Origin of the sequence: Staphylococcus sp. GDY8P94P, assembly GCF_017892255.1 — a bacterium.
In the GTDB taxonomy this organism is placed as follows: Bacteria; Bacillota; Bacilli; order Staphylococcales; family Staphylococcaceae; genus Staphylococcus; species Staphylococcus cohnii.
The window spans coordinates 141,755-164,825 of record NZ_JAESKU010000008.1; the positions used below are offsets into that span (position 1 = coordinate 141,755).

A 23,071-nucleotide genomic window follows, 5' to 3' on the forward strand; every position below is an offset into this window, starting at 1 on the left:
GCATTGTAATATATTTCCATTAGTTTTTGTGAATATTTTCACATAAAACTATAAAAATAGGGAATTCCCTTAGATATAACCTAAAGGAATTCCCTATTTTATATATAATCAACTAAAATGGTGGTTGTCCTAATACTTCTTCATCAAAACGTTCTGGAATTAATACTTTTCTCATAATAACACCTAAATCACCATCGTTACTTTCATGTTCTGCGTATACTTCATAACCCCTTCTTTTGTATATATCTAATAGCCATGGATGCTTACGCGCAGATGTACCTAGCGTAACGGCAGGTACCTTAAGTGTGTCTCTAAGATATGTTTCTTCAACATATTTTAATAACTTGCCACCCAATCCTTGTCCATCATATGATGGTTTCGTAGCAAACCACCATACAAATGGGTAAATAGAAATGCGTCGTTGCGTCTCCCATGGATAACGTACAGTTATTGTCGAAATGATTTCTGCGTTATTTTCCAAGACAAAAGTCGTACCAGTTTGTAAATTCTTTTCGACCATTTCAACACTAGCGTTGACGGATGGCCAATCAATACCTAATTCTCTTAAAGGTGTAAAGGCTTCATACATTAATTTTTGCAATGCTTCAGCATCATCTATTTCAGCGATTCTAATATTATAATCAGACATTTTGTCACTCCTCAGCGTATCTTTTATAGCATTATTTGATTAAATTTAAAAGATTATTTACAGTAATACAATATGGTTTCTTGATAAATGAGTCAATTTTTTTGTTTTATATATAAAAATAAAAGACAATTTGATTTCATAGTAGAAACCGAATTGTCTTTTACTTTATCTTAATATTAGTTTCGCAAACTATCACGTTTGCCGTTTAAATAAGCATAAACTAATCCTACAAATATACCTCCACCAATATAGTTACCTATAAAAGCAAAGACAATATTTTTTAATACATGCACCCACACGACAGCATCAAAATTATAAAAGACCATACCAGCATATAAACCTGCATTAAATACTACGTGTTCATAGCCCATAAATACAAAGACAATAACACCACATGCAATGAAAAAAGCTTTAGATAAACTATCTTTAAATTGAATTGATACGTAAATACCAATGTTTATAAAAAAATTACAGAAAATGGCTTTTACTAATACTGCATACCATGTCGAATCTATGGTCTTACCATTTACAAGCGTTGTTAAACTGGTCACCATTTCCGTTGTCATTATAGGAGTAAATTTCATTAAACCAAATAAAATAAATCCTCCAATAATATTAAAAAAGAAACATACTAACATGATGATCAAAGCCTTATTCATGCCAATTAGCTTATAGTACCATCCAACTGTCAAATACATAAAATTACTCGTTAATAATTCTGAATGTGTCAATACGATCAATACCAAGGCCAAACTGAATGAAATGGCACCTAATAAGTTAATTAGTCCTTCATTTGCACCAACAAATTGTGTTTTTATTGCAAGCATAAAAACAGTCACAATGGCTAATAAAAATCCAGACATGATTGATTTTAATGCATAACGTCCGGGTGTTTGGTTAAACATGACATCCTTCATTTGAACTTGATTATTAATGTTTTTAATTGTTTCATCTGACATATATGTATCTTTTATGGCTTTATTATTCTCTATCAACATCGACACCCTTCCCTTTAAAATGTTTGGATCACAAAATTATAGATTAATTATATTGTTTTTTATTCAAATTTAATAGGTTATACGTCTATTTTACATAAAAAAACACTTTCGTATAAATTCTTTTTAAAATGAATTCAACGAAAGTGTCTTTATTTTACTCCAAATATTTAGGCGCAGTTCATAGTGGATTAACGCTTTTATTTGAACATCGATTCTGATAGCTTAAGCGCACTGCTCACTGTTGTTTTTTGAATTTTGTTAAAATGTGTAGGCCATATGCAAAAATACCATAGCCCGTTAAAGTACGTAATAACCATTTAAATATACTGCTACTCAAACATTTTTCATTTAAGATCATAGCTGGTACAAGCGTACTTATCGTATATAAACTTAATACTTTAATATAGCGTTTATTCAATACACTCACCTCTCTTCACTTTTATTATAACTAAAAGCTAAAGTGTGCAAGTGTTTCAATTCTTACATATCTATGACTTTTTGTTCTTTAAAAGCGTTTCTAAATTATCAAATGTGCTATTCATACCCGCTTCTACACCCATATCAAGTAGTTGTTGTGCTGATTTAGGATCTGGCAGTTCCGCAGTAGAAATAATACGCGTTGAGTCTTCATCTATTTGTTCTAATTGAATCACATTACGCATACTTGCCATATTTTTATCAATATTACCTTCTTTATCAGTAAAGTAATCGTTATAATCAATCAAATAAGGTGCTTTTACTTCATTATACTTTGTTAATGTATAACTCGTACCTTGGTCAGTATATATTGCAAAAAACGCTTGACCTCCAGTCACAATATTAAATTCGAACACTTCAGTTGTTGCGCCTTGAGGGTGGAACCATTTTTCAAATAAAGATTGTTCAGTATATGCTTTAAATATTTCTTCTACAGTTGCTTCAAAATCTCTTTTAAATATAATTTTGTTTTCATTCACTTCTATTCTCACTTAAAACGCTCCTTTTTATTCATCATTCATAATTACATAAGATGTAACTGTTTTAATTTTGGCATTTTTACGATTGCTTTCAAACTCAATAAAATCCGCGAAGTAAACTTCTGTGCCATCACTATTTAACTGAGTGCCATGCATTGCACCAAACTTTCCATGTGTTAAATTATGCGTCACTTCTATTCTTTTAATGTCTACTTTATGTGCTTCAATTTCATTATAAAATTCATCTAAACTGTTCAATTCAAAAGCACCGGGCACTTGCCATTTAAAATTTGACACAACTGTTTGTGATAACTTGTTTTTATCAGCTAATGCAGATCCTATTAGAAAATCTAACATGATTCGTCGTTTGGGCGCATTATCACACCCTAAATCTCCAACCATTTCAAATGGAAATTCTGAAGCTGTTTCATTTTTAAATGATAGACCTGCTTCTGTCAACGCATTCTCTAATATACCTATCGCTTTAGGTCCTACGCCATGAGTATCTAGTATCGTAGTTCGTTCATATTTTGATAATTGTTCTAAAGAATTTATGCCAATCGATGCTAATGCATTCGTTGCTGGACGACCTATTTTGGGTAACATTGTTGCCACTGTAATCCCCCTTTTTAATACTATATACCCACATAAAAATATTTTAAATTTTATATAACTAGAAAAAGGCCCAAGACAATTATATGTCTTGGACCTTTTTTATAGCTTTTATTATTAATCTTCTAACGCAAATTCAAGGCTTACTTGGAAGTTTATATCCTTACCAATCATTACGCCACCAGTTTCAAGTGGTTGGTTAAACGTAACACCATATTTTTCACGGTTAATTGTACCATTAGCAATGAAACCTGCTGTTGTAGCACCATTTAATGGGTTCTTACTTTGACCTTCATATGATAATTCAAAAGTTTCTTCTTCTGTTACATCTTTAATTGTTAAATTACCAGTAACTGATTTTCCATCTACTTTTGTTACATCAAATTTAATTTCAGGATAGTTTTCAACATCTAAGAAATCAGCACTTCTTAAGTGGTTATCACGATCACCAACTCGAGTGTCAATTGAATCTGCTTTGATTGTTAATCCACCTTTAATTGTGCTTAAATCATTTAAATCACCTTCAAGTGATGCTTCGAAGTCATTAAATCTACCTCTTATATTTGAAATCACTAGGTGTTTAACTGAAAATTCTACTACTGAATGTGCTGGATCAAAATTAAACTTTGTCATAAAAATTCATACCTCCAAATTTGTAACTTTCTATTGATACATTTATTATATCAGGTATATTTTATATATCAATGAAAAAGCTCATATTTGTGTTTCTATGAAAAATATTCCCGTAAAACAAAATTTTACTCATTTCGATGTAAAATATTTATATCATTTAAAACAATACATGGATTCAACTTTTAATGTGCCAACATTTCTTTTTTTATTTGTTCTTTAGTTAAATCTTTTGGATAATATGTTGGCCAATGATCTAATTCTTTCAATACTTTTTGTTTATTATCTCCCATAAATATATGGAAATGTTCTGCTTTTTTAGGTGCTATATTATGATCGCTAAATTGTACATATTTTGGTAACTCTTTATTTCCACCTACTAATTTAAATGAATATCTGACGCCTCTATTACCTTTTTCATATTTCAAGATATCTTTACCATCGTATTTGTATTGACCTTTTAATGTTTTGTCATCCTTTTTAAAAGTAATCGTATCCTGTGTAATATTAATATTACTAATATTTGTCTGATATCCTTTTTGATAATAATCTTTATATTCTTTTTCAGTCATTTGATTATCTTCGTTTGCTTTGTGTTTCATGACGTCATCTAAAGTACCATCTTTTAAAAATGGATAAACTGATTGCCAATGTCCTTGATAATCAGTTAATTTTCTATCTTTCACTTGATTATCTTTAAAATAGCCATCAGCGATTGCCTTTTCATACTTGTTATGCGTTTTTTCATCATCTGTTTTAATATTGTCATTTAATGCCATATCAAGATGTTTTATATTTTTTTCCATTAGGGATTGATATGTCAATGTTTTATCTTGTGCTTGTTCTTTTGATAACGACTCCATATTATTAAACTTCAACGGTTTTGCTTTTGTTTCTTTACGAATCGTATCAGTGACTTTATTAGAAACATTTGCTTCATACAAAATGAATTTGGCCCCTGAATCATTAATTTCTTTCACAATTTTTGCTAATGCTTTTTGGGACGGATCTTCAGCATTCATATTTTGTATACCTTTTTGGACAAATCCATATCTTTCTGAAAGATAACCAATAGATTCATGTGATATATATACGGTATTGCCTTGCTTATCTTCAGTAATGTTTTTCATTTTTTGATCTATTGACATCAAATCTTCTTTCAATTTTTTATAATTCTTTTCATAATAAGATTTGTGTTTAGGATCTTGCTTTATTAATTTATCTTTAATCTCTTTTGCAAATACTTGGTTAAATTTAGGGTCTAACCATACATGAGGGTCATAACCTCCGTGATGATGTCCATGATGATGTTCATGTTCCTCATGTTCTTCGTCGTGCTGATCAGTTAATAATTCGCTTTTATCAATTTCATCTCCTAATGATAACTTTTTATTATCCTTTTTAATTGTTGCTGCCACTTTTTTAGCAATAGGATCTAAATCGTCACCTGTATACAGGAACATATCTGCTTTACTCGCATTCATTATATCTTTTTGTGTTGGTTCATATGTATGTAAATCTGCACCACTAGGATAAATAGATTTAACTGAAACATACTTTCCGCCTATTTGATTGGCAAACGATTTTAATGGAAATACAGTGGTATTAATTTTTATCTTGTCGTTACCTTTTGATTCGTTTGACTTTGTAGCACTACAACCAATAACGATTAACGCTAATACAATGACAAATGACAGTATGTATATTGATTTTTTCATTCTTACTCCTCCTCAAATAGTAATGATTACGATTTAAAATTATAACCGTACTTTTTGAAATACGCAATACTTATTTCAGGTTTTTCGTAATTATTTCGATTTAAGAAGTTAAGATATCCTTTTTTTTATTAACTAAAAAAGCCCGTCACTGTTTTTTTCAGAAATTCAGTGACGAGCTTATGATATTATACTTTGTCTCTATGCCTTGAAAGTTAACTTTCTTCAAGTATTTTTTTATAATTCTTATATTTATATGGATCTTCTACTTTTTTTCCTGCTATAAAAACTGTGGGCGCTGTTTCAATATGGTTTTCTTTATATTGTTTATGATCTTGTTCGGCTGCTTTCCACGATTTACTTTCTTTAGTTTTATAGCTTGTTTTTATCTTTTCTTTTTTATCATTTGAAATTTCCAATTGGTTTATTTGTTGATCAACGAGTTGTTCGGTGATCCAATTTTCCTCTGATTTCGGCTGTTGCTTAAACATTAATTTTTGGAAATTTAAATATTGTTTAGGGGCATATTGTTTTACTGCATGACCTGCCCTTGAACCTATAATCGAATCCTTTCCTAAAAATGCCATATTAACAAACTGATAATCTACTTTTTTCGTATCAATATATTCTTTTTTTAATTTAGGCATAATATTTTCTTCTACTTTTTTACAATATGGGCACTTAAAATCACCGTATTCAATAATTTTAATCTTGCCATCTTTTCCATATTTGTCATCTTGATGTACATTTTGATTGTCATTCGAACAAGCGGAAACAAAAATTAATACTGCCATTAATAACAAACTTATCCAACGTTTCTTCATTTGTTAAAAACACACCTTCTTATCTTGTTTTATTCTTCTAGGTTCATATTTTCTTCTTTATAATCCGCATCATGGGCATGTGAATATGATTTTGAATTAAAGTTTTTTAAGTAATGTGCTTTATCATCAGTTATTTTATATGTATAAAAATGAACTTCATCATCATCTTTTAATGGTTTATAAGCAATAGTCACATATTTTCCTTTGTCATAAACATAGATATTCGCATTCTTTTTATCAAACTTAGATTCCACATCACCCTTTTGCTTATCAGCTAAAAGCTTTTGTTGTTTTTTCTGTTGATTCACTGCTTTGTCAATCTCATCAGCATATTTCCCACTACTACACCCAGCTATAATGATTATAGAAATGAACACCATCATCATTAATTTTTTCATATTTACACTCCTAATATTACTTATCATATCTAATATTATTCAACCATAACTCTTATCTTACAACGAAAATCTTTGATGTACTAGAACAATAACATTATTTTTATATTTATATAAAAACACTTCCGAAAAATTCATTAATAAATGAATTTAACGAAAGTGTCATATTTACCGTATGCAAATTAAATTTTCATCAATGCTACAACTTTATCCTAACTATAAATCAATTAATTTCATTTTCATCATATTAGTGCCACTTTGATTGCTAATGCACCGTAATTAAGTTCATCAGTTTGTGAATAAATTTGATATATAGCTGCTAATTTTTGAGAAAGTTGATCGTCTGTTTTCGCGCCAATTTCTTCATTAGTATATTGATTCATCAGTGACTGAAACGATGAAAACACTACAATTTCCTTAACTTGCACTTTTAATGTTTCTTCAGTCTTTATATTTTTGAATACAATATAATCGCCACTTTTAATTTCTTGTCTTTTTTCATCATTCAATCTAACTTCAATAGTCTTTACTTCGTTTTTCATTAATTGAAAAGGTTCGTTATTTAAATGCATCGAGTGTTCTATAATACATACGCTCCATTCATTATTATTATATTGATATCAAAGTATCATAATATTAATATCTTTTACAAGAAAATTTCGCATGACTTAACATGATGTTCAATTTTAATTATTTAGCATTTTCTTCCTCTAATTTAAGTTGTTTTTTGCTTTTCAACATAAATACACTTACTAAACTGATAATAGATATGATGACTGCAAACCAAAAAGCACCATGATATCCACTTAGCAATGCTTGATGCTGAATTTCTGCTGTCATTTGTTTTTGACTCATATCTTTAAAATCAGACATATTTGGTGTGTAATTCTTGGCAACTTGACTCATAATTGTGATCAAACCTGCTGTACCAATAGATGCAGATATTTGTTGTATAGTGTTTGTCATCGAAGAACCGTGTGCATTCATTTCCGGTGCTAGCTGATTCATTGTATGTGTCATTAATGGCATCAAACCAAGTGCGATACCAATCATACGAATGGCATATACTGTTGCTAATATCGCTGGTGAGGTATGTTCATCCATGATTACAAAATAAGAAGTTGTTACAACTACAATAAACATTCCAATAAATGCTAATATTTTAGCGCCATATTTCTCATAGAGTAAACCTGAAATCACTGACATAATCCCCATTACGATAGCTCCAGGTAATAAAATTAATCCTGATTGGAGTGCTGAGTCATTCATAATATTCTGTACAAACATTGGTAACACTGTTTCAGAACCAATCATTGAAATCATAGTAAAAGCCATTATGATAATACCTACAGCAAATTGACTATCTTTGAACACTGAAAAATCAAGGAGTGGATTTTCTAAACGTGTTTGACGGAAAATAAAAGCCGCAACTAAAATAATGCCACCTATAACAGTAGTCAATACGATTGGATCGTTCCAGCCATCACGGGAAATTGAACTTGTACCATAAAGCAAACCACCAAAACCGAACACGGATAAGATAATTGATAAAATATCAATACGTGTCTTTCGATTAGTACCGACATTCTTGACGAATTTAAGCGCACCTATAAAAGTAAGTGCAGCAATTGGCGCAACCACATGGAATAATGAACGCCAATCTAAATACTCTACTAAATAACCTGATAGTGTCGGTCCAATTGCCGGTGCTAAACCAATAACCAAACCAAATGTCCCCATATATTTACCTCTTTCATGAGGTTCAAATATATCTAATATTGTTGTCATCATCAGTGGCATCATAATACCAGAACCAAGTGCTTGAACAATTCGTGCACTTAATAAAACAGAAAAGTTTGGACTAAATCCTGCGATTAAAGTCCCTATAAAAAAGATAAATATTGCAGTTAAAAATACTTTTCTTGTTGAATATCTTTGAATTATCATTGCTGACAATGGAATAATTACACCATTAGTCAATAAAAAGGCTGTAGTAAGCCATTGTACTTGTGTGTAATCTATTTTAAAATCTTTCATTATGCTTGGTAATGCTGTTGTTAATAAGGTTTCATTTAATAATCCAAAAAACCCACCACACAACATCATCAAAATCATTATAATTTTCGTCTTTTGATCCATTTTTGTACTCCTGTATTCTATAATTTATCAACTCTTTTTAGTCGCATTTCTGCATTATACATATTTTAGTTTAATTTATCATTAAAAATACTTAAAATATTAGTTATATTTTAAACTTTTATTTTGTAAGATTTAAAAAATGTTACAAATCGTAATAATTACTATTTACATTCCAAGTTTTTTCTTACATAATATCTATAGATAAAGGAGGTCATCACCATGAAATTAGATTTACAAACAGCACGCCGTAATTTAAATAGTCCTAATATCAAAACACGCAAGCGTGCACGCAAAATTATCCAACAACATAAGCGCAATAAATAAAAATAGAAGTAATACTTCAAAACCAAATGTTTTTTATCTTTGGTTTTGTCATATCACTTCTAAGATGTGGCCTGATTCCTGAAAATATACATTTATATATTTCAGAATCAGCCATCATTTTATTTAAGTTATTTATTACTTTACTACGTCATTTCATTTTTTGTACAGTTATAAAAGTATTATAAGTAATATTTATCTATCACTTTTAAATCATCCGTTAAATCATATATTAAAGGTGCCCCTGTTTTGATTTCATATCCTACAATATCTTCATCTGATACATCTTCTATATACTTAATTAATGCACGCAATGAATTACCATGCGCAGAAACAAGCACAGTTTTTCCATCTAATAACTGTTGTGAGATTTGGTCGTTCCAATAAGGAATCACCCTAATTAAAGTATCTTTCAAACTTTCTGATTCAGGCATAACTCTTCTATCTAAATGTTCATATTTTCTATCATTTAAGTAATCTTTTCTTTGTTCATCACTTTGCGCAGGTGGTGCTATATCATATGAACGTCTCCATATATGTACTTGTTCTTCACCAAATTTTTCTCTAGCTTTATCTTTGTTTAAACCTTGTAATCCACCATAATGACGCTCATTTAAGCGCCAAGATTTAATAACTGGAATAAATAACTGTTGAGATTCATCTAATAAGTGAAACGTAGTTTTAATGGCGCGTTGCAATAAAGATGTAAAGACGATATCTATCTCTATACCCTGTTCTTTTAATTTTTTTCCCGACGTCACTGCCTCAGTTCTTCCCTGTTCTGATAAATCTACATCAGCCCAACCTGTAAATAGATTTTCAGCATTCCAAACACTTTGACCATGTCTGCATAAAATTAGTTTTGGCATAATATTCCTTCTTTCCATTGAATAAAATGATATTATCACTACTTTTACAAAAATATTACAGTGATACACAGATATAAATCCTGTTACGACAATACTTTATCTATAATTTCTCATGCCATACATTAAAATTATAACAATTTACACTTGATTTTGAAATGATTGTATTCATTTATTCATAAATGACTTTTTATTTTTATTTTTCTGTAACCTACCTATAAAAAAATGATGTTATAGTTGTAAACGTTGATGAACGGAGCAATACGATAGACAAACAAAAATATTTTAAAAACATCCATGCTAATTAACAAATACAATTTGAAACTATTTAAAACAAACAATTATTAGGAGGATTTTTCAAATGAAAAAATTATTATTAGCTTCATTCGCATCAGTAACAATCGCTACAGCTGGTGTTGGTTTAACTTCAAATACTTCTACAGCTGATGCTGCAGAAACTACTCAAGCAAACAATGACGTGTATAGTGAATTTATTGCTGCTGGTGGTACAAAAGCGCTTTGGGATAACATTGTAATGCCAGAATCAAGTGGAAATCCAGATGCGGTAAATGAATTAGGATATAGAGGTTTAGGACAAACGAAAGAAGCTTGGGGTACTGGATCTGTAACTGAACAAACAAAAGGTATGATCCAATACGCTGAAGATCGTTATGGCTCAATTGATGCAGCAATCGAATTCCGTATTGCAAATGGTTGGTGGTAAGACTAATTTTATACATTAACCCAAAATGTATGATAAAAAATAGGCTAGAAATCACTTTTTAAAAACGATGCTAACCTATTTCGCTATAAATTATTAAATTAAACATAGATGGTTTGAAGGAGTTAAAACATATATGCCCTTCAACCATCTTCTGACTTGCTTTATATTTTAAAAGTCCGAGACAAAAATGTCTCGGACTTTTTTATTCTAAAATAAGTTAATAAAATTTTAACTGAAACATATTATATTTGTATATCAATACTCATTAAATACCTTAATTCAAGTTATCATTTGATAGTTTATTAGTTTAATATAAATAAAAACCATGATAATAATCACAATCATATACTTTCTCGACATCGCATTTATTGTATTGACTGTGGTTCAGGATGTACATAAACTGAAGAAATGCCTTTGCTGTGCATATGTTGTTCTACTTTGTCGCAGATGTGATGTGCTTCTTCCAAAGATAAATCTGATTTTACTACAATCGTTACATCTACAAAAACACTACTTCCGTGGTAACGACCTTTAATATTTTGTACTTCGATTACATCTTCAATTTCTAACACATAATTTTTATAAGCTTCTAATTCTTGCTCATTAAAACCGTCACTTAATGTAAAAATTGATTCTTTAAAGATACCAAAACCAGTATATATAATGAGTAAGCCTAATATAATGGCTAATATCGTATCAATTACTGGAAATCCAAATTGTGTAAAAATTAAACCAATTGCAGTACCTAAACTCACTAACGCATCTGACAAATTATCTTTAGCTGCGGAGTTCAATGAACTACTTTTCGTACGATTAGCAATGCTTTGATTAATATAAAATACAACTAGCATAATCAAACCACTGATGACACTGACATAAATATTTATAATATTAGGGGTATGATGTTCATTTGTGAATAATTCAGGAACATTCTCTATAATGACTTGAATACCAACAAACATTATAATGAATGACACGAGTAATGATGAAATATTTTCAGATTTCAAATGTCCATATGGATGGTTTTGATCTGCAGGTTTAATAGAAATTTTCAAACCAATAATTACTGCCAAAGAAACAATAATATCCGTCATATTATTTAAACTATCTGCTTTTACAGCTGCAGAATTATATAAATACCCTACGATAAATTTAGTCACCGATAATATGATGTAGACGATTAAACTTAAAAAAGCACCTTTTTGCGCTGTTTCCAATTTTTCTTTTTGACTCATCTTACTTTCCACCTTCAGTATGATTGAATACTTATTATGACTCATCACAAACATATTTACAACGATTTTTATTCAAAAATTATTTAATATAAATAAACTAATTATTTTTTTAGCCAATCCTAATATTAATTATAAAATTGAGCAAAAATAAGAGACCAAGTTTGAATCAAATCATATTTTTGATTCTGAAACTTGCTCTCATAAAATAAATATATTTAAAATGTGGGTTTATTAAAAATTTTACTAATCTCTTAGGATATATTTAGAAAGGACAAATGTTATAGGTATTGTAATGATAAGCCCTGCAAAAGGTGCTATCACAGTTGATATACCAAACCATTGTACAAAAATATACAATAATAACGTTTGCATGCCCATATTGACAACTTGAGTTAATGGAAACTTTAAGAATTTACGCCAAGTTGGTGTCACTTTATAAACAAAGTAACAATTTAAATAGTAAGAAATGACAAAACTAATGATAAATCCACTGATATGACTAACTAAATAATTCACTTCTAATAACTTCAATAAACAAAGATAGACAATGTAATAATTTAAAGTATTCATACCGCCTACAATCACAAATTTAATCACTTCATAGTGTGTTTTAGTTAAATTCATTTTTTACTCCTTAGTAAAATCCCATATAATTTTATATGATTACTATCAAAAAACATATAATTAATGCGCTATATCTAGTATAATACTTTATCATATATATGTATGTTTTGTATTATATAAATAATTAAAAGTAGCTAAATTTAATTGCTCTATTTTTCTAAAATACATGGTAATTAACATATTAGTTTCATTTGTAATTACAAAACGAGATAACATGTTTATAATTAAACATTAGAGAGAATTTTAAAGGAGTTTCACACATGGACAAGATTTCAAACCGCCAACTACCAACTATGGTCATTATTGTGTTGGGTATCATGACTACATTTGGCCCTTTAACCATAGATATGTATGTGCCATCATTACCCAATGTGCAACATGACTTTAATACATCTGTATCTGAATCACAGCTTACTTTATCGTTTGCAATGATTGGTCTTGCTATTGGTCAATTTATTTTCGGTCCTTTGTCAGACGCATATGGACGCAAAAAAGTGGCATTATTTATCATTTCAATCTATGCACTAGCTTCTTTACTGGCGGTTTTCACTGCTTCCATGAGTATATTACTCACTTTGCGTCTAGTTCAAGGTTTAACTGGCGGAGGTGCTATAGTAATTGCTAAAGCTACTATGGGAGATCAACATGAAGGTAAAGCGTTAGCTAAAGGACTAGCATCTTTACTCGTAATCAACGGAATCATTACCATTATTGCACCAATCATAGGCGGCTATGCATTAACGATATCTAATTGGAAAGCAATATTTGTAATTTTGACAATCGTAAGTGTTATTATTTTATTTTTATCAATCCGCTATTTAGAAGAAACGCATACACCAAATCGAGCTAAACTCAATTTTAAAGTTATTTTTAAAGATTTTGCTCATTTATTAAAAAGACCTGCATTTATTATTCCAATGATTTTACAAGGTTTAACTTACGTAATGCTATTTAGTTTCTCATCTGCGGCACCGTTCATTACGCAAAAAATTTATGACATGACACCTCAACAATTTAGTTATTTGTTTGCCTTTAACGGTATTGGTCTTATTATTATGAGTCAACTTACAGCCAAACTTGTCGCATATATGAATAGATACTTTTTGCTAATTATTTTAACAATCATTCAATTAATGGGCGTTGTGCTAATTATTGTGACATTAATGCTTCATTTACCATTATGGGTATTAGTTATCGCATTCTTTTTAAATGTATGCCCTGTAACTGGTATCGGACCATTAAGTTTTGCATTAGCGATGGAATCTCGTACTGGCGGTAGTGGCAATGCCTCAAGTTTACTAGGTCTATTTCAATTTATACTTGGTGGTATCATGTCACCATTAGTGGGATTACAAGGTGAATACAGCATCTTACCATATACAATTATTTTGATTATTACTGCTGTACTAATCATTGTGTTAGAAATCGTGTTAAAGTCTATTCTTATAAATAAGCGAATAACATGAATCACTGTTAAAAAATACAATTCATACCGTTATCAATACTAACAAATGAATAAGTAGTGTATGAACTTGAATTCTCCCCTAATATAGAAGCCTCTAAATGCGTGTCCAAGCATACATTTAGAGGTTTCTTTATCTTAGGTTGCTTCAGCTTATCGATTTATAAAATTCTATAAACGCAAAAAACGTCCATTCCTATTTGAATTGTTATAGAGATGGACGTTTATGCATTACTAGCGATATTTTTTATATTTTAGTTTTAAAATTTATTCTTTACTATTTTATTGGGAACCAAATTTCAGTGATATAGTCGTTTGAATGTAGTTCACCTGGTTTATATAATTCAAAAAAAGGAGCACTCCGCAATTCATAATCTAAAGTATGTAAGATATTTCTATGAATAGTTTGCATTGCTTGTTTAATCGATTCCGGAACAGGGCCTTTAGCATCAAATACTAAATATCTACCCTCTACTAAATCAACTTGTTCCCACTCACTTTGCTGTTCATCACTTGTCACACCTATTAAATAATGCATTTCACCATTTTCTTTAGGTAAACAAACACCTAATAACCCCTCTAGATATTGATTGCTTTGTGATATCAAGCGATCTTTGTAGCCCATTACTTCAAATTCCATCCAAAACTTAAAAATATTTTCTTGTGCTTTTTGTCCAGTTGCATATTTCTTTTTTACCCCTACAACTGGTACTGGTCTTTCAGATAATGTTTCTATTCTATAATCCATGTTTTCAACCCCTTTCGCACATTATAACCAATTTCATAAAATTATATCTAATATTAACTATAATTCAAGCATCTTTGTAGGTACTTAAACTGATATAGATATATAATAAACGTATTAATTAATGTTAATCTTTCTTACTAATTGATACAGGAGTCTCTACCTATGAACAAAAAAATATTATCCGTTAAACCAATCAGTCAATTATTTCCGATTCCCATGATTATGGGATGCGAAGGCATTGCAAGTGCAATGATATTACAATTCAATAATCACAATATACCAGCAACACATATCATGAAACACTGGCCTAAACATGCGAATAATCCATACAAAGGCTATGTAGGTCATCACTTATGGGTGAAATGGGGTCACCATCAAACAATTTTCCCTACTGCCTTAGTACCTTATTTACAAACGTATGATAAACGTATTGTTAATAGTACTGGAAAATCACTAAATGCATTATGTGACATCATTGATAAAGACCAACCTGTCATCATTTATCACACTGTTTTAGGACAAAAACCTTTTAGCAAAACATTTAAAATTGATAATACACATCATCAACTAGTATCAAATATTCATGTTACAGTGCTTATTGGTTATGATGACAAGCATTATTATTATATCGATCCATTATGGTCTAATTTAGGAAAATCAATTGTTCTACCTGCTGTTTTTCCAAATAAATATCAAATTATAAAAATTAAAAAACAGAAATTAGAAAACAGTTATAATGCACCTGGGCGCATGAGTATTCATTTTCAAGAGTGATTAATTAATTTCTATTTTATGTAACGCATGGTTAATTTCCTGTTCTATATATGGTGTACGCCACTCTCGTTGATAACCTAGACACGGACAAATATATGTCACTCCATTTTCTTCAAAAGCATTTCGAAAATGAACATGCCCCATAATACTATATTTAATATCATATCGCGTATAAATTTCATCAAAATCTGAAGTACCTATAAATGCATTAAAATAATCAAATATTCTATGTGGCATTGGTACCGCAAATTTACGATGTGTCACGATATGTGTCATTAATATAATTTTTTTGTCTTTTACTTTTTCAATATCTTTCATCGCCTGTTTGGCAGCTATCATTGACAATTTTTTGTCTTCAATCTCCCAATCTATTTTCACTTTATCTTGCCATGTTGCACCATAATACTTCCTGCGCGCAATGCGTTCTAAAGAGAATTTAGAATGCGCATAAGTATAGTCATACCAGCCTGTATTACCTACAATCGCCCACTCATCATTAATGACATAAGGTTCATCAATTAAGCAATTATCCATTTCGATATAAGTATCTAAAATCTCAGAAGAAGTCGCGTCAGTATCCATTGACCAAAAGTCATGATTTCCTGGTATAAAGAGTACTTTTATCTTTGTTTGCATCTCGATTTCCTTCACAAATGATTGCGTTAATTTATAATGATTTGAAACGTCACCGGCAATAAGTAATAATTCAATTTTTTGTTGCTTAATAACTGCAACTAGTGCTTGCTCATAATCTTTAGGCGTCAGCTTATTATGTCTATCGATATGTAAATCTGAAATCATGCCTATTAACATATTTATCACTTTCCTCTTCTCTTTTAACAATTTCATTATGACATAACTTCAATTTATTCATTAAATGTTCAGCTTGTATTCATTTAAATATCACTCAATAAATGATTTGTCTTAATGCATGTATACGCTTCATATAAATGTTTTTTAAAACAAATTAAATAATATTTAAACATTGTATGCAATATGTTAAAGTTGCATTGTTCACAATTCGAGCAGGAGGAAATAATACATGAATAAAAAATGGATTGTTTTAATATTTCTACCTTTAATTTTAACTGCTTGTGATTATTCAAAACAAGAGGATAGAAATGGCTTATTTTATTATATATTTGTAAAACCTATTGATATGTTTTTGCATGGTTTAGGACAGTTATTTGGTAATAATTATGGCTTAGCAATCATCACGATTGTACTGACGATTCGCCTTATTTTGATGCCGTTTATGTTAATACAAGTTAAAAACATGCATCTGATGAGAGAAAAAACAAAAATAGTACAACCACAAATTGATAATATAAAACAACGCGTAAGTGATGCACAAACACAGGAAGAAAAGCGTGAAGCTAATAAGGCTTTGATGACTATTTATAAACGTTATGATATTAATCCAATTAATAGTGTTATCGGTTGTTTACCAATTTTAATACAATTGCCTATATTATTTGGTTTAATCGTGACACTTAAATTTCCTAGCAGTGGTGGAATAGATCAATTCCCCCATTTTTTATGGTTCAATTTAACAAAACCAGATCTATGGATATCATTAATTGCAGCTGTTATTTATTTCATACAACCTCTTGTAAATGCAATGCATTACCCTAAAAATCAGCGCAAAACATATTATATAATGATGATATTGTCACCTATTTTTATAACTTACATATCTTTACATTCTGCAGCAGCACTTGGTTTATATTGGACATTTAGTGGGTTATTTTTAATTTTACAAATGCATTTTGCCCATTCATATTACTCTAAACAAGCAAAACAAGAAGCTTTAAAATTAGAGCATTCTCTCGATAAAGCTAACACTGAACTAAACAATTAGTCATGTCGTTATATTGAATTTTGTAAAACTTTCATTTACCTGATTTGAATTCAAAAATTTCTTTTACGCATAATTAGATGCTATAATATTTACAATTTGATAAACAAAGGGGGAAGATGTATGGAATTTACGATAAGAACATTAACTGAAGCAGATAAATACGGTAAAGCACTTGTCCATTATGAAAGTTGGTTAGAAACTTATGATCATTTATCAAAAAATAATTACTTAGAAAACCTAGACAAAGTGCAGTTTATCAGGAAGTCTTATTTACACGATGTTCCAACATTAGTTGCGCTTGTTGAAAACGAAGTAGTAGGTTTCATATCTTATGGTAAAACAGAATCCTCATCTTCTTCTGACGACTGGAGCGAAATATTCGCACTTTATTTACTGGAATATTATCAGCGTCATATGATTGGTTATGCACTTACACAGCGCGCTTTGGAATTATCTTATCCTGATAATGTAACCCTATGGGTAGTCGAAGAAAATAAAAATGCAATCCATTTTTATGAACAAATTGGATTTAAAATGAGCAATGATAAACAAGCTACTTATTTCGGAAAAACTTATTATGAAGTTCGTATGAATTATTCAAGAAATGAGCATGATTATTAAAAAATCAATGAAACATAAGCACAGTTTTATGCGCTAAAAAAGCAGTGATACCAGCTATCATCATAGCATGTCACTGCTTTTTCATTTCAATGCACTATTCTATAAGTAACTTAATGTGTTTCACCTAAAGCAATTTTGATGTCCTCATCTGATTCTATAATCGCTTTGAGCGCAGCTTCCAAACCTTCTGCAATAGTTTGAATAGACATAGATGGTTTTTCAGGTTTATCTGTTACTTGTTGCGGAATAAAAGGCACATGTATAAAACCAAATTTAATGTTTGGAAATTGTGTTGCTTGTAAAAATCCAAGTTGATACAAAATATGATTACATACAAAGGTACCTGCTGTATTAGACAACCTCGCTGGTACACCTGCAGACTTAATTGCTTCTGTCATGCGTTTAACTGGTAAGTTTGAAAAATAAGCTGCATCACCTGATGATTGAATAACTTCATCTATCGGCTGATTACCCTCATTATCAGGTATACGTGCATCATCAATATTTATGCCTACACGTTCTGGCGTCAATTCAAATCTTCCACCAGCTTGTCCAATTGCTAATACAACATCATACTGTTCTTGTTTTAATTTATTAACTATAGTTTCTTTGCTTTTATTAAAAACTGTAGGTATTTCTAACTTCACAATCTGATGTGATTCAATTTCATTCGGCAATAATTTAACGGCTTCCAGTGCTGGATTAATCTTCTCTCCACCAAAAGGATCAAATCCTGTTACTAAAATTTTCATCATTAACATCCCCTTTTCATTTTATTTAAGACATACTTTTTATGCTTTAAAACGCCCAAACATACATTAATCCTATATGTACCAAAATTAATATAAGTGCAATTGGCGCTTGGGCTTTGATCACGCCGAATTCTCTTTTCATTTCTAATAACGCAACTGGTAAAGTATTAAAATTAGCTGCCATAGGTGTCAATAACGTACCACAAAATCCACCAGTCATAGCAAGCGCACCAGCTATAACAGGGTCCCCACCTTGAGCGATAACAAATGGGATACCGATACTCGCCGTGATAACTGTAAATGCAGCAAATGCATTACCCATTAACATTGTAAAAAGTACCATGCCAATGACATATGCAGCTGCACCTATAAGATGATTGCCCTCTGGTAAAAAAGAAGATATGCCTTTCGAAATGACGTCACCCACACCACTTACTGTAAAAAGTACACCTAGCGCAGCAAGAAATTGTGGCAATATACCAACTGTTCCAATTTGTTGTGTTAGACGGTCGCTATCGTAAAGTATATATTTACCATTTGGCTTAATGACGATATATGCGGCAAGTAAGCCTAATATCGAAGAAACACCTAAACCTATTGCCCCACCTAGTGGCGTCCAGTTAGAAACGATAATCGCCGCTACAGCTAAAACAATAGCTGGTATAAATAATTTATTCCCATATTTTTGTGAACCATCATTACCTTGCTCTTCGTTAACATCTATAATATTTTTAATAACCACTTGTTTACAAAGTGTCAGTATACCCATAACTATGATAAATATACCGTTGATAACATTGGGGATATATGGACCCGCAATAAATAAAATGGCTAATAAAATCCAAAATAAAGCTGTACCATATTTTTTGCTATTTGTTGATGCTTTTAACACGCGATATGCGGTATAAAGTAATTGTAAACCAATTAATATGTAAAATAGTTCTAAAATTTGATTTAATGTTTGCTCACTCATGTCTATCCACCTGCTTTTTACCGTATTTCCGATCTAAATATTTATCAAATCTGATATTATTTATCCACACAATGAAAAAGACAATAACAGCTATAGGTAATGACGCTAATACAAGATCAATGGCATTCACCTTAATATCTAAAGATTGAAACGTACCAACCATTAGCAATACACCTGCTGCCCCTACAAACAAATTTTGACCGAAGAAATTACCATAATTTTCCATCGCAGAAGTCTGCGCTTTAATCTTTTCGATATCTTTTTCGTCTACTTCATGTTCTTGCAAATTATAACGTGTTCTTAACGCACCCTGTACCATTGGATTAATCAATGGACGCACAAACTGTGGATGTCCGCCAATACGTATTGAAGCAACACCTGCTAACTCTCTAATGAATAAATATATGGTCATTAATCGCCCACTCGTAACTTTATTCACCTTACCAATCATATTCGAGGCTTGCTTTTTCAAACCAAATCGCTCAATTAACCCCACCATAGGTAATGTTAAAATAAAAAGTGTTACTAAACGATTATCGACAAAAGCTTTTCCTAATGTTTCAAGAATAACGTACAAATTCAAACCTGATACAAGTCCTGTCACTACAGCAGCGATTAAAATCACAGCAATCGTATCAATCTTGAATAAAAAGCCAAGTACTATAATTAAAATTCCAATCAATTTCAACCATTCCATGTTATCTCCTCCTTTCTTCTTTTATATTAAAGGTTTACTTTTTTTAATACAATGAATTTTCAGATAATATTTTTTGTAATTTTCTAAAATAAACAAAAAAAGTCTGAAACATCTAAAAATGTTTCAGACTATCAATGATATCGGCTTATAATCAATAAAAAACAAGTTTTATATTGATTTAATTTTATTAAAACAAGCGTATTCAACCTCAACTTATTTCTCCACTATCACATTAAACTTTTGGATACTACCATAAATTATACATATAAATATTTATTTCTCATTTGTTCATCCGAATTTAAAATGCTATAACCATTTTAAGTTAGCATCCGCTTCACTACGAGAAGGTAGTAATGTTTCAATAATTAGTATAATCGTACAAATCCATGCAATTACATTCAGTATAATAGCGATACTATTGATTTGAATCATATCAAATGAAATGTTTACAATAATGGACACAGCAATAAGAATAATGGCAGAAGTTCTTCTTCTTCCTGCATCATAAAACCGTCGCAAAGTTACAGCAAACATTGGTATAATCATCGCCAACACAAAAATCCCAACCAATACTGACAAAATTGTAGCAACAATAAAAGCACCTGAAATAAAAGCAATAACACCAATAATAGCTACTATAAATATACTAACAATATGAATCAGTACTGGTGTCCAGAACTCTAATCTATTAGATTTACTTTGAAAATCTATATATTTTTTCCAAAATTCTTTGTACGCCTCTATCATATTTGACACTCCATTTTTTCAATTAAGGTTATTTTAACATTTATAATTCATAATAGCGTAATAACTCACCCTCTAACAAGTAGTAACTATTTATCTACTTTAAATATATGATTTAACAACTTTTTCTAGTACTACAGGCAATTCTATTAATGCGCTCTGCTTATGCAATCGCTCACTCAATTTATGTGCGTCTTTACCGATTGGCCCTATCAACAATGTAGGTGCACTGATGGTTTTTATTGACTTAAAAGGAATGACATAAGTTCGATTGTAATTAGGTGTATTTTGTTCATATATAGCCATCTGTTCCATATCCCCATCAAACTTTAGATAACTTGTATCACTGATACCATTAAAATAATGAACTTGTTCACTGCTACGTTGAAATTGCTCGTTTAATGTATGTTTCACTAATGATATAGTTGATGCTACGCGTTTGTCATATGAAGCATTGACAGCAGGATAATAAGGTGAGGCAAAAAATGTCACTACAGCAGGAGCAATATTTTTACATATTTGCATCAACTTATCGGCAATATGAATATTCTGCAAATGCAACTCTGGCGTTTCTTGTAATGTTTGATCTATAATATTAACTATTGTTTTCTCACCATATTTTTTGATGGCGTATTGCTTAAGTTGCTCATATGTCAAAACATTAATTTTTTTATCAAATTGGTAATCCTCTGCCTCTAATACAGACAACCAATCTGATTCACAACGATCAACAGCAGTGATGACTGTATTTATAAATTCTCTAAAAACATCTTTAGGCGTTTTATTGAATAAAAAGAAATTAAATAATCCTATAGTTTTAAATGGCGTTTGTACATCATATGTATCTTTAATATCTTTCATCATTAATGTAACAGGTACTGGAGTGGATTCATTTTCAAAATACTCTTTTAACTGTGTATTATACTCTACTGCTTGTGTAATATAGCTCATCATAAAGTTAGCACTCATCCCTTCAAGAGGTTGGCCAACATGTGTTTCTTTTCCATAACACAGTACTGCTGGCATGATTTTACCAATTGAGCCAGAGTATATATAATGTTTTTCATCCGATGCAGCTTGCTGAAAAGTAGGTTCACTATTCAAATGTAATTGTATATCCAAATCGTAAGTAGCATTTAATTCCGCTAATTTTTCTACTGCTTTTCTCATACCAGAAGAATTTACTTCCTCGTCTGGAACCGTAACTAAAATAAGATTAATATCCCATTGCTCAATCGATGCTAATTCAATTAAAGACATATGTAGCATGAGACCTGCTTTCATATCCATGATGCCTCGACCAAATAAATAGTCTCCACTGTGTAGGTCTTGCACTGCGCCTTCATCCAAATAGTTTTGATTTTCTAAAAAGTATTGTTCTAATTTGTCAGGATTACAAGCTAAATCATGAGCTAAACCAAATTCTGATATGCCAACTGTATCATAATGACTTACGAGTACAATGGTTTTACCTGATTGAGAACCATGATAAAAGGCTATTAGTGCTTCTTTATCATCATCCGTCAATATTTTTTGTATTTGCTTAGGGTTAGTCTTAAAATAATCAAGCTGTAATAACAGTTGCTTTACCAGATTCGGAAATGTTTTTTCTCCCTGTGTATTCGTAATTGTTTGGTGATTTACAAGTTGTTTTAGTAAAGCTAAACGGTTTTGTTCATTTTGCCATAAAGTTTGCATCAATCCAAACCTCCTTGTAAGCGTTTACTAAATTATAATATGATTTTCTAATG

Annotated in this window: 27 protein-coding genes; 6 read left to right on the top strand and 21 right to left on the bottom strand. The window is 30.6% G+C overall.

The window, feature by feature from the left end:
- Positions 1–112: 112 nt before the first annotated feature.
- From KA926_RS05110 to KA926_RS05160, 11 genes are all read right to left on the bottom strand, one after another.
- Positions 113–649 (bottom strand): GNAT family N-acetyltransferase, encoded by a 537-nt coding sequence (locus KA926_RS05110; RefSeq protein ID WP_107384355.1) that lies wholly within the window; start codon positions 647–649, stop codon positions 113–115.
- Positions 650–825: 176 nt separating this feature from the next.
- On the bottom strand, positions 826–1,647 hold the full coding sequence (locus tag KA926_RS05115; RefSeq protein ID WP_419110015.1) for a formate/nitrite transporter family protein: 822 nt from the start codon (positions 1,645–1,647) through the stop codon (positions 826–828).
- A gap of 235 nt (positions 1,648–1,882) precedes the next feature.
- Positions 1,883–2,065 (bottom strand): hypothetical protein, encoded by a 183-nt coding sequence (locus KA926_RS05120; RefSeq protein WP_107384356.1) that lies wholly within the window; start codon positions 2,063–2,065, stop codon positions 1,883–1,885.
- Positions 2,066–2,135: 70 nt separating this feature from the next.
- Positions 2,136–2,615, bottom strand: a complete 480-nt coding sequence (locus tag KA926_RS05125) for an SRPBCC family protein (protein ID WP_210143722.1) — start codon at positions 2,613–2,615, stop codon at positions 2,136–2,138.
- Between the two features lie 15 nt (positions 2,616–2,630).
- A complete protein-coding gene (locus tag KA926_RS05130; RefSeq protein WP_213014036.1) occupies positions 2,631–3,209 on the bottom strand; it encodes a helix-hairpin-helix domain-containing protein in 579 nt (192 codons plus the stop codon).
- Between the two features lie 123 nt (positions 3,210–3,332).
- Positions 3,333–3,848 (bottom strand): YceI family protein, encoded by a 516-nt coding sequence (locus KA926_RS05135; RefSeq protein ID WP_107384359.1) that lies wholly within the window; start codon positions 3,846–3,848, stop codon positions 3,333–3,335.
- Between the two features lie 182 nt (positions 3,849–4,030).
- A complete protein-coding gene (adcA, locus tag KA926_RS05140) occupies positions 4,031–5,563 on the bottom strand; it encodes a zinc ABC transporter substrate-binding lipoprotein AdcA (protein ID WP_210143723.1) in 1,533 nt (510 codons plus the stop codon).
- 212 nt (positions 5,564–5,775) lie between these two features.
- The gene (locus tag KA926_RS05145) at positions 5,776–6,384 is read right to left on the bottom strand and encodes a DsbA family protein (RefSeq protein ID WP_107384361.1); all 609 of its coding nucleotides are present in this window, start codon (positions 6,382–6,384) and stop codon (positions 5,776–5,778) included.
- Between the two features lie 29 nt (positions 6,385–6,413).
- On the bottom strand, positions 6,414–6,782 hold the full coding sequence (locus tag KA926_RS05150; protein WP_107384362.1) for a cystatin-like fold lipoprotein: 369 nt from the start codon (positions 6,780–6,782) through the stop codon (positions 6,414–6,416).
- Between the two features lie 239 nt (positions 6,783–7,021).
- Positions 7,022–7,351, bottom strand: coding sequence for an ASCH domain-containing protein (locus KA926_RS05155; RefSeq protein WP_107384363.1), 330 nt, complete (start codon positions 7,349–7,351; stop codon positions 7,022–7,024).
- A gap of 118 nt (positions 7,352–7,469) precedes the next feature.
- Positions 7,470–8,918, bottom strand: coding sequence for an MDR family MFS transporter (locus tag KA926_RS05160; RefSeq protein ID WP_107384364.1), 1,449 nt, complete (start codon positions 8,916–8,918; stop codon positions 7,470–7,472).
- A gap of 219 nt (positions 8,919–9,137) precedes the next feature.
- Here KA926_RS05160 and KA926_RS05165 point away from each other — a divergent pair, with 219 nt between their 5' ends.
- On the top strand, positions 9,138–9,242 hold the full coding sequence (locus KA926_RS05165; RefSeq protein WP_017722768.1) for a putative metal homeostasis protein: 105 nt from the start codon (positions 9,138–9,140) through the stop codon (positions 9,240–9,242).
- A gap of 179 nt (positions 9,243–9,421) precedes the next feature.
- Here KA926_RS05165 and KA926_RS05170 read toward each other — a convergent pair whose 3' ends face one another.
- On the bottom strand, positions 9,422–10,108 hold the full coding sequence (locus tag KA926_RS05170) for a 2,3-diphosphoglycerate-dependent phosphoglycerate mutase (RefSeq protein WP_107384365.1): 687 nt from the start codon (positions 10,106–10,108) through the stop codon (positions 9,422–9,424).
- Positions 10,109–10,466: 358 nt separating this feature from the next.
- On the opposite strand from KA926_RS05170, the gene KA926_RS05175 reads away from it, so the two are divergent.
- Complete coding sequence (locus tag KA926_RS05175) at positions 10,467–10,829, top strand: aggregation-promoting factor C-terminal-like domain-containing protein (RefSeq protein ID WP_107384366.1); 363 nt, start codon at positions 10,467–10,469, stop codon at positions 10,827–10,829.
- A 365-nt stretch (positions 10,830–11,194) separates the two neighbouring features.
- On the opposite strand, the gene KA926_RS05180 is transcribed toward KA926_RS05175, so the two are convergent.
- Both KA926_RS05180 and KA926_RS05185 read right to left on the bottom strand, forming a co-directional pair.
- Positions 11,195–12,064, bottom strand: a complete 870-nt coding sequence (locus KA926_RS05180; protein WP_107385373.1) for a cation diffusion facilitator family transporter — start codon at positions 12,062–12,064, stop codon at positions 11,195–11,197.
- Positions 12,065–12,307: 243 nt separating this feature from the next.
- Positions 12,308–12,688, bottom strand: a complete 381-nt coding sequence (locus KA926_RS05185; RefSeq protein ID WP_107386458.1) for a GtrA family protein — start codon at positions 12,686–12,688, stop codon at positions 12,308–12,310.
- Positions 12,689–12,948: 260 nt separating this feature from the next.
- Between KA926_RS05185 and KA926_RS05190 the strand changes: the two genes are divergently transcribed.
- Entirely contained in the window at positions 12,949–14,154 is a 1,206-nt protein-coding gene (locus KA926_RS05190; RefSeq protein ID WP_107384804.1) for a putative multidrug effflux MFS transporter TcaB, read from the top strand.
- Positions 14,155–14,427: 273 nt separating this feature from the next.
- Here KA926_RS05190 and KA926_RS05195 read toward each other — a convergent pair whose 3' ends face one another.
- Positions 14,428–14,898, bottom strand: coding sequence for a GyrI-like domain-containing protein (locus tag KA926_RS05195; RefSeq protein ID WP_210143724.1), 471 nt, complete (start codon positions 14,896–14,898; stop codon positions 14,428–14,430).
- A 162-nt stretch (positions 14,899–15,060) separates the two neighbouring features.
- Between KA926_RS05195 and KA926_RS05200 the strand changes: the two genes are divergently transcribed.
- A complete protein-coding gene (locus KA926_RS05200) occupies positions 15,061–15,672 on the top strand; it encodes a C39 family peptidase (protein ID WP_107384802.1) in 612 nt (203 codons plus the stop codon).
- On the opposite strand, the gene KA926_RS05205 is transcribed toward KA926_RS05200, so the two are convergent.
- Positions 15,673–16,485, bottom strand: coding sequence for a metallophosphoesterase (locus tag KA926_RS05205; RefSeq protein WP_107384801.1), 813 nt, complete (start codon positions 16,483–16,485; stop codon positions 15,673–15,675).
- Positions 16,486–16,714: 229 nt separating this feature from the next.
- On the opposite strand from KA926_RS05205, the gene yidC reads away from it, so the two are divergent.
- Together yidC and KA926_RS05215 are read left to right on the top strand one after the other, a co-directional pair.
- A complete protein-coding gene (yidC, locus tag KA926_RS05210; RefSeq protein ID WP_107384800.1) occupies positions 16,715–17,533 on the top strand; it encodes a membrane protein insertase YidC in 819 nt (272 codons plus the stop codon).
- Positions 17,534–17,653: 120 nt separating this feature from the next.
- Positions 17,654–18,154 (top strand): GNAT family N-acetyltransferase, encoded by a 501-nt coding sequence (locus tag KA926_RS05215; protein ID WP_210143725.1) that lies wholly within the window; start codon positions 17,654–17,656, stop codon positions 18,152–18,154.
- A 110-nt stretch (positions 18,155–18,264) separates the two neighbouring features.
- Here KA926_RS05215 and pcp read toward each other — a convergent pair whose 3' ends face one another.
- From pcp to KA926_RS05240, 5 genes are all read right to left on the bottom strand, one after another.
- On the bottom strand, positions 18,265–18,906 hold the full coding sequence (gene pcp / locus KA926_RS05220; RefSeq protein ID WP_107384798.1) for a pyroglutamyl-peptidase I: 642 nt from the start codon (positions 18,904–18,906) through the stop codon (positions 18,265–18,267).
- A 46-nt stretch (positions 18,907–18,952) separates the two neighbouring features.
- Positions 18,953–19,879, bottom strand: coding sequence for a DUF979 domain-containing protein (locus tag KA926_RS05225; protein ID WP_107384797.1), 927 nt, complete (start codon positions 19,877–19,879; stop codon positions 18,953–18,955).
- Complete coding sequence (locus tag KA926_RS05230; protein WP_107384796.1) at positions 19,872–20,576, bottom strand: DUF969 domain-containing protein; 705 nt, start codon at positions 20,574–20,576, stop codon at positions 19,872–19,874. The genes KA926_RS05225 and KA926_RS05230 overlap by 8 nt, the downstream gene beginning before the upstream one ends.
- 306 nt (positions 20,577–20,882) lie before the next feature.
- Positions 20,883–21,323, bottom strand: a complete 441-nt coding sequence (locus KA926_RS05235) for a DUF805 domain-containing protein (protein WP_107384795.1) — start codon at positions 21,321–21,323, stop codon at positions 20,883–20,885.
- 99 nt (positions 21,324–21,422) lie between these two features.
- Positions 21,423–23,018 (bottom strand): M20/M25/M40 family metallo-hydrolase, encoded by a 1,596-nt coding sequence (locus KA926_RS05240; protein ID WP_181187366.1) that lies wholly within the window; start codon positions 23,016–23,018, stop codon positions 21,423–21,425.
- Between the last annotated feature and the right edge of the window lie 53 nt (positions 23,019–23,071).